Raw genomic sequence first — 7586 nt, 5'->3', positions numbered from 1 at the left:
CAACAACATGCGGGCATCGAACTGGCAGGCGGCAGTCGAAGCCGCCGACCAGCTCGTCATCATCTCCACGGTGAAGGAGGACGTCGCCCAGTCCGCAGCCTGGCTCCTCGACGGCCTGCGCTCCAGCAGCGGCTCACGGCGTGCCGTCAAGCAGGCAGTAACAGTCTTGGCCGCGACCTCCGGCTCACCGCACGCAGCCAACACCGAACTCTCCCAGCGACTGCATGATCACTTCGGCAAGCTCACGCGCGCCGTCGTGGACGTCCCCCACGACCCTGCTCTTCACGGCGGCGGACCGATCGACTACGACACGCTCAGCGCCGCCAGCCGGGCGTCCTGGCTCCGGGTCGCAGCGGCCATCGCGGACGGCCTGTAACCCCTGCCGGGCTCTGACCTGCTCTTTAGTACGAAAAACTCTTTCGGCGACACGCCGGGCGTGATCCCGGAGAGGCAATATACCTATGGCTAGTTTTGTGGGCATGGCGATGAAGACGCAACGGCGAGCGCGCGGAACTGGTGGCGGCCGCGTTGGGGTGTTCGTTGAGGTCGAGCCCGAGGCGAAGCGAACCCTTGAGCAGATCGTCGCCGCGACCGGCGCCCCACAGTGGGCCGTGGTCCAGGCGCTGCTTGAGCACGTCGACCTTGACGAGTCCAACCGGCCCACCTGGTGGACCGGTGGTCCGACGCAGCAGGAGGTCCTCGACATCTCCGCGTAGACGTAGAAACAGGTTTGGCCCGCCCTCACGGGCGGGCCAAACCTAGAAGTCCAGAAAGCCCTTCACCCTTTAGCTTGGCGGCGAGGCGGTGAAGAGCTCCGGGTGACGCACCTTGCGGTGTGTCGTTTTAGAGATCGGGACCATGATAGCCCGCGACGTCAATAGAACGCGGCCGAGTGCCAGCAACACGCCGGACGGCTCGGGCCTTTCTGCGACCGCCCGCGCCTGGGAACTGACCGGCGCGCTGAGTCCCCGCAGGTCAGTGCGGGTAGCGGACCAGGACGTCACCGGCGAAGTGGTGAATACGTACACCGGCACCTACCGCACATCCGCCGCCGAGGCCCCTGATGTGCCGTGGGCCATCTACCTCGCGGGCAGCAGGGATGGGCGCTACCGGCTGATCGCGTTCGACCTGGACGCCAAGGGCGGCCGCGCCCTAGTCGCGGCGGACACCGCGACGATCACGGACTTGCTCGACCGAGCAAACGTCCCGCACGTCGTGTGCGCATCTGGGCCAAGCGGCGGCCGCCATGTGTGGGTCGCTCTCGTCGATGACATCGACGCGGCCACGGTCGCCACCCTGGGGCGACTGGTGCGACGCCTGTGCCCGAGCTTGGACCTGGCCCCGCTGCTGAACCCCGTCACCGGGTGCGTGCGCCCCCCCGGTTCCCCCCATCGCCACGGCGGAACCTCAACCGTGATCGCCGGCGACGTCGCCAACCTGACGCGCCCGGCGGCCACGGGAGCGCAGGTGCACGAGCTCGTGGCGACGCTCGCCGCGCAGCTGCACGACGACGACGGCGCGACAGCGGCGCTGACCCACTCCCCCGCTCCCCTCGACGCCCTCGGCCATCCGTACCTGCCCGGCCCCAAGCGGCGCCTACCCGCAGGATCCGCGGCCGCGCTGGAGAGCGACGCTGCATCTGGGGATGCCTCAGCCGTCCTGTGGCGGATCCTGTGCGGCGCGGCCTCCGCCAAGTGGCACTACGAGGACGTCGCAGCCCTGATCGACTCCCCCGGCATGGCTCACGTCCGTTCCTATCGCGCAAAATCCGGGCGGCGCCTGCGTCCTGCCCGCGGCGCAGACTCCCCCGCCCGGGTCCTCTCCCGCCAGTGGGCCAAAGCCGTCGACGCGATGGCGATCGCACCCCGCCGCCCAGACCACACTGACGCGACCTTCGACCAGCGGGCCGCGGACATCGCGGTCATCGCTACGCACGTTCAAACAAGGGCCGACAGCAGCCCCGGACGGTGGACCCAGGGCGGTGGACCGACAGACCGGCTCGTCCTGGACGCACTGTGCGCCCTGGCCCTGGACGCCGTAGCAGCGGCTGTGGAAGCCGACATCCGGCGCCTGGCCCTGACGTGCGGGATCGGTCGGGAGACAGCACGCACGGCGCTCCTGCGCTTGGCCGCCGATCAGTGGATCGCACGCGTCGCAAGCGCGAGCGGAACTGCCTCCGCGAGCTGGACGATCGACCCGCGGAGCGCTGTCCACAGGCGTCTCAATGAAGCCCGGTCACAAGCGGACCCGCGCCCCGCCCTTGGTGGGGATGCTCTCCGCTCCTCCCTGCTCAACCAACTCCGCGACCGTCTAGCCCTCTGCCGGCACGACGCCTTCGCCAGTCCCCTCGGCTTGGGGTCCCTCTGTGGATACGTCTACGCACGGTCGATCGCCGATCCGAGCGCTCTAGTGGGCCCGGATCAGGAGCTGCCCGACGATGCGGTGTGTCGTGCTGTGGAGCGATTGGTGGCAGAGGGACTGGTCAAGCACGCGGCGGAGGGCTGGCGCGCCGCACCAGCAGCTCGTCGCGATGCTGTTGCGCGACGTCGTGGCAGTGCCGGCGCGCTAGTGGCTCGTGGCGAGCTGTACGCGCTCGAGCGTGCGGTCTGGGAGTGGTGGCGAGCCGAGTATGCCTGGATGACGACACCGAGCCACGTCATCGCCCGCCGCCGACCTACCTCCGGCCAACTCACTCTGATCGCGGGACGCGGCAGAGGTGCCCTCCCCCCGCATCCTCGTGGCCCCGACGGACGCGCCGACTACCGTGCCGCTCGTCGTGCCCTGGCCGGGAGTCCCGCGGCGGCACTGACCCTGCTCGCCGCGTAGGGCCCAGCCGGGGTTACCTCTCGACGTTCAACCTTCGGACCCCCGGCATCCTCGTCTTCTGTGGAACGCGGCCGCCGGCCCCAACGTGCTTCGAAGGTCCGACGTCGCAGCGTGAACTCCAGCTGCTCGCCGCCTTCCGCCCCGGGCGAGCTCGTTGCGTGTTCAGACGTTGGAACGGCCCCGGGGCAAATGCTCTGCGTCAGGGGGCACCGTCTCGCCCTCGTTGTACGTGGCCTCGATCCGCTTGATCTCACGGTCGATCGCTCCCCCGACGAAGTCCGCATATGTGCGCACCCCTTCGCGGTAGCGCGCTTCGCGGAACGCGGCACGGGATCGCTGCCTGACGTCGGCGCTGATCGCGACCGTGATCTGCTCCTTGACGTCGTCACCAGACGGGCCTTCTGCCTCGGCGGGTATGGACGCCGGCGTGCGGTTGTCCCTGATCAGCCGGGTTGCATCGGGTGGACGCCGCGCGATGGCGGGCCGGGGCGGCGGGCCAGCGACACTGCGGTCGTGCTCAGGCTGGCTGCTCATACGGCTGCCTCCTCCTTCGCCGTCAGACGAGCGATGATCTCGCTGGTCAGCGCGTGCAGGTCATCGGCGACCGAGGTCGCTGACCGGGGGCCAACCTGCGCGGCGCTGGCTTCGCCGCGCCGCACCTTCCACCACTCGGGGCCCTGGCGAACAAACTCGTCGAGCTCGTGGACGAGCACGCGGCGGTCGCGGACCTCCTGGGCGACAGCGCTGCTGTGCCGCACGGTGGTCGTGAAGACGATCGACTCACTGCCGAGGGTGTCCGCAACCATGGTGCGGGCCTTCGCGTGCACGCGGGTCGCCGTGGTGTCGACATCGAACAGGGCGACGCCGAGCAAGTCGACGTCCGGATTCAGGGCCAGGACCGAGTCCAGACGCCGGGCCACGTCCTCAAGCCCCTTCTGTGACCCCGAGTCCACCCTGGACGGCACGACGACCCAGCGCGCCGCGGCGATCGCCGCGGACTGCAATGCGTCGTTGCCGGGCGGGCAGTCGATGATGATGACGTCGTAGTCGCCGGCGATGGGTACCAGGACGTTGGCGAGAGCAAGCACGGCGGCGGTGGTCGACCTGCCGCTGCTGGCCGCGAGGCCCGCCTGTGTGGAGTGCAGGGCGTCTCCCCCACGCAGAACGTCGAGGTTGTCGCGCACAGTGCGCAACGGCTCGACCGCCTGGCCGAACAGCAGCGCCGCGGCGAGAGAAGCCCCGTCGTCGTCGTCGTCGGTGCCTGAGTAGCCGAGGTCGAGCCCAAGGTTGCCCTGGGGGTCCATGTCAACGACGAGGACCCGCCAGCCGCTGCGTGCGAGCAGAGCGGCTACGTTCGCGGCGATCGTGGTCTTGCCGACGCCGCCCTTGCCGTTGATCACCGCGATGACGCGCTGTAGGAGCTCCCTGTCGAGCGGCGGTGCTTCTCTCACGCGACTCTCTCTCATGGAAAACAAGTAGGACAGGTATTGCCCGGCTAAGCAAGCAACACCAGCGGAAGTTGCATAACTTGTTATGCAAGTTAGACAGGTTAAGCATGTAACGCCCTGATGGCGGTTGTAACAAGTGAAACTTGCTTACCAGGCGAAACTTGTTTAGCAGGTTTGGTGAGGCCGGCCCCGCCCTGAAAAACAGGGCGACCCCGAGGAGCTCACCAACCGACCTCATCCATTACATTACGTCTTTCATCTTCCATTACATCTTTTCTTCGTGTATGATGATGATATGAGTGAAACCGTGGAAGAGACGAGAACGTGCCGGTTCCCGGGGTGCGAGCGGCCGCCGGCGCCCGCGACAGGCGGCGTCGGGCGGCTGCCCGAGTACTGCGACGACCCGGCCCACACGCCGGCCGCCGCGTGGCGCGCTCGGCAGCGCAAGCGTCGAGAGACCGCAGGCGCCGTGTCAGCGGTGGAAGAGCGGCCCGTCGATGCGGCGCGGCAGCGTGCGAGCGAGATCCGGGGGCAGGTCGCGGGGATGGGGGAGCACCTGGTCGAGCAGTTCCGGGCACTCATCGAGGAGCTGCGGACCATCTCCGATCCGGATGCCGCCGAGGCTCAGATCGAGTCGATGTCGACCGATGCGGCCGAGCAGGTGGCGGCATCGTCGGCGCGCGCTACTCGCGCGGAGCAGGCCCAGCGCAAGGCGGAAGCCGAGCGGGCGGAGGCCGACGCAGCCGCGGCGGAGACTGTCGAGCTTGCAGACCAACTGGGAACCGACCTCGAGCATGTCCGCGAGCAGTTCGCCGAGCAGGAGCAGGCCGGCGCGCAGCTGCGCGCCGAGCTCGCGGAGACTCGGGCCATGGCCGCCGCTCAGGATGAGCAGGCGCGCCACGAGCTCGAGGAGCTCAACCGAGACCTGGCGGCCACCAGGGCGAGCCGGGACGACGCTGAGCGGGACCGTGACGCGGCCGCCGCTCGCGCCGAGACGGCCACAGCCGCCCAGACCGAGGCCCTAGACCGCGCACGCAGCGCGGAAGCCCGTGCAGACCTCGAGACCGCCCGGGCGCAGCGCGCCGAGACCGAGACCGCCCAGCTCCGTGAGCAGCTCGACGCCGCTCGCGCCGAAGGGGTGGCCCTGCGAGAGAAGGTCAGCGAGCTCCGAGGGGAGGTCGCGACAGCTACTGCCCAGCGTGATGCGGCCAAGGCCGACGTAGCGGGGGAGAAGGCCCACGGCGACCAGCGCGTCAACGACCTCCGCGCCACGCACACCGAGCAGCTGGACCAGTTGCGCGAAGACCTGACCCGGGCACGCGACGAGGCTCGCGACCAGCGCAGCCGCGCCGATCGGGCCGAGGCCCAGCGAGGGACCGACCCGCTGGGCAAGCGCTCCGCGACTCCACCGAAGGGCTGAAGCAGCCCGACGTGAAAGACCCCGACGGTGTCTGTCAACACCGCCGGGGGCCGAAGGAAACACAACCAACAGCACTGGAAGGTTCCCCGATGTCATTCTCTCTTGCCCAGATCACCCGTACCCGTCGCCGTGCCACCGCGCCGGTCGTCGTCGAGGTCGAGGACGCCGACCTCTTCGCTCTGGCGCTGGCCGTCGGCGTGCTGACCACGCGCGTTGCGACCGTCCGGGCCGCCTGATGAATACCCCTCACGTACCCATCGAGGGAGATCCCCGCGCGCCCCACGCGCCGCACGCTGCACCAGCCCTGGCCAACCTCGCGGCCGTCCAGCGGGCACGCTCGCAGGCGACGGTGGTCACCTGTGTGGGTGCGATCGTGCCGACCGTGTTGGCGATGCAGGGCATGGCGAGCCTCGCGATCGACCTGTTGGGTTTTCCGGTGCCCGTGGCCGTCGCTCTGGCGGGATTCCTCGAGCTCGCGCTGATCTCCTTCGCGTTGCTGACCAGAGCGTCAGCGCTGGCTGGTCGTCCCGGCGGGATCGATGCCGCAGCTGTCTGGGGCGTCTCGCTCGTCTCGGGCATCCTTGCCGGCACGCACGAGCTCGTCGGTCCGCAGCTGGACGGCGTCAGGTCCTGGGAGGTCGACCCCGGCTCTCTGCTCGCCGCCGGCGTGCGGCTCGCGGCTCCACTCGTCGCCGCGCTCCTGTGGGAGCGGGTCCTGACAGCAGCTCGTCGCGAGCACGAGGCACGTTCGCTCGTCGAGGTGCGCCGCGACCGGCGACTGATCGCGGTCGCGCAGGACGCCTTGACGGTCCGGCAGATGGAAGCCAACGCGCCACGGCGGCTCCCTGGTCAATCGCGCACCCAGGCCGCACGGCTGCGCTTGGCCCGGCGCAAGCTCCGCCGCTCGCACATCGCGGCGCTACGGATGGTCGGCCCTGGCACCGACCTCCACGCCGTCCTGGCCGCCGTCGGCGCTGTCGACATCCTCCCGGCCGCGACCATGCCGCCCGGCCGACCGGACATCCAGTCGGACGAAGGCGTCGGCCCCGTCAGCCGCGCTGTCCACTTGTCCGATGCCCTGTCGGACCTGGCGCTCGACACCCGCACCACGGACTCTGTGGCGACCCGTCTCCAGTCCGACAGGGCGGCCGCCTCGATGAACGGCTTGGACGCCGATCCGGTTCTGCCGCTCCACCGGTCGGACACCGAGGGTGTGCCGGCGGAGGCCGCCGCTGCGCTGTCGGACGGAGCGAAAGCCCCCGACCCCGACCAGCCCGGACTGGCGTTCCCCCTGTCCGACACGGTGGACCGCCGGTCGGACACGCAGGTAGGACGCCCGTCCGACAGCCCTGCAGAAGCGGTCACGGGTCAAGACCCGTTGACGATCGCCGTCGATCTTGTCCGTCATGACCGGACAATCTCGGGGGCGCGGATCGCGGTAGTGATGCGCGAGCACGGACACACCGTGACTGACCGGACAGGGCTGCGGTGGCGCGACCGCGCCACTGTGCAGCTGGACACCGAGGCCACCACGCTGCGCGAGGACAACGTTCGGCTGGTCGCGGCTGCCAGCTGACGGCAGCAAAGGTCGCGCACCTCCGGACACCGCACGCAAGCCCCCCCTCGTCATCACGGTGGGGGCTTTCGTGTGGGCACTCGCGGCGTCGCACCGATGTGGGAGCGCACAACCCAACCCATAGAACTAGACTCATTACCTATGACAAGGTATAGTTAAGGGTGTTGGGCAGGGCGTAAAACGGTCGGGTCTTCCGGCCACCCGAGCCCGGCACGGAGGCTCACCATGCGCCAAGTAACTGTCATCGGTCCCAAGACGGAAGCCCGATACGCCGCGTTCGACACCGGCGAGACGTGGAACGGGAGTCCGGTCCTGG

General features: G+C 69.4%; 8 protein-coding genes. 6 read left to right on the top strand and 2 right to left on the bottom strand.

The window, feature by feature from the left end; translation table 11 throughout:
• The 3 genes from VIM26_RS20175 to VIM26_RS20165 form a co-directional block, all read left to right on the top strand.
• On the top strand, positions 1-376 hold a 376-nt coding region (locus tag VIM26_RS20175; RefSeq protein WP_414696531.1), incomplete at its 5' end, for a MinD/ParA family ATP-binding protein.
• An 85-nt stretch (positions 377-461) separates the two neighbouring features.
• Positions 462-716 carry a hypothetical protein gene (locus tag VIM26_RS20170; RefSeq protein WP_331954572.1) on the top strand — a complete coding sequence of 85 codons (255 nt, stop codon included), beginning with the start codon at positions 462-464 and terminating at the stop codon, positions 714-716.
• 298 nt (positions 717-1014) lie between these two features.
• Positions 1015-2826 (top strand): hypothetical protein, encoded by a 1812-nt coding sequence (locus tag VIM26_RS20165; RefSeq protein ID WP_331954570.1) that lies wholly within the window; start codon positions 1015-1017, stop codon positions 2824-2826.
• A gap of 162 nt (positions 2827-2988) precedes the next feature.
• Here VIM26_RS20165 and VIM26_RS20160 read toward each other — a convergent pair whose 3' ends face one another.
• Positions 2989-3360, bottom strand: a complete 372-nt coding sequence (locus VIM26_RS20160) for a ParB family protein (RefSeq protein WP_331954568.1) — start codon at positions 3358-3360, stop codon at positions 2989-2991.
• On the bottom strand, positions 3357-4277 hold the full coding sequence (locus VIM26_RS20155; RefSeq protein WP_331954566.1) for a ParA family protein: 921 nt from the start codon (positions 4275-4277) through the stop codon (positions 3357-3359). The genes VIM26_RS20160 and VIM26_RS20155 overlap by 4 nt, the downstream gene beginning before the upstream one ends.
• Before the next feature lie 292 nt (positions 4278-4569).
• On the opposite strand from VIM26_RS20155, the gene VIM26_RS20150 reads away from it, so the two are divergent.
• From VIM26_RS20150 to VIM26_RS20140, 3 genes are all read left to right on the top strand, one after another.
• On the top strand, positions 4570-5694 hold the full coding sequence (locus VIM26_RS20150) for a hypothetical protein (protein WP_331954565.1): 1125 nt from the start codon (positions 4570-4572) through the stop codon (positions 5692-5694).
• Positions 5695-5783: 89 nt separating this feature from the next.
• Positions 5784-5930, top strand: a complete 147-nt coding sequence (locus VIM26_RS20145) for a hypothetical protein (RefSeq protein WP_331954563.1) — start codon at positions 5784-5786, stop codon at positions 5928-5930.
• Complete coding sequence (locus VIM26_RS20140) at positions 5930-7270, top strand: hypothetical protein (protein ID WP_331954561.1); 1341 nt, start codon at positions 5930-5932, stop codon at positions 7268-7270. Before VIM26_RS20145 ends, VIM26_RS20140 begins: the two co-directional genes overlap by 1 nt.
• Positions 7271-7586 lie beyond the last annotated feature (316 nt).

This window comes from Pengzhenrongella sp. (genome assembly GCF_036565025.1).
Taxonomy (GTDB): Bacteria; Actinomycetota; Actinomycetes; order Actinomycetales; family Cellulomonadaceae; genus Pengzhenrongella.
This window is presented reverse-complemented; position numbering and strand designations above follow the sequence as displayed.

Coding starts and splice junctions, on each gene's coding strand:
- VIM26_RS20145 (WP_331954563.1), top strand. CDS start 5,784: ATGTCATTCTCTCTTGCCCAGATCACCCGTACCCGTCGCCGTGCCACC.
- VIM26_RS20150 (WP_331954565.1), top strand. CDS start 4,570: ATGAGTGAAACCGTGGAAGAGACGAGAACGTGCCGGTTCCCGGGGTGC.
- VIM26_RS20140 (WP_331954561.1), top strand. CDS start 5,930: ATGAATACCCCTCACGTACCCATCGAGGGAGATCCCCGCGCGCCCCAC.
- VIM26_RS20160 (WP_331954568.1), bottom strand. CDS start 3,360: ATGAGCAGCCAGCCTGAGCACGACCGCAGTGTCGCTGGCCCGCCGCCC.
- VIM26_RS20170 (WP_331954572.1), top strand. CDS start 462: ATGGCTAGTTTTGTGGGCATGGCGATGAAGACGCAACGGCGAGCGCGC.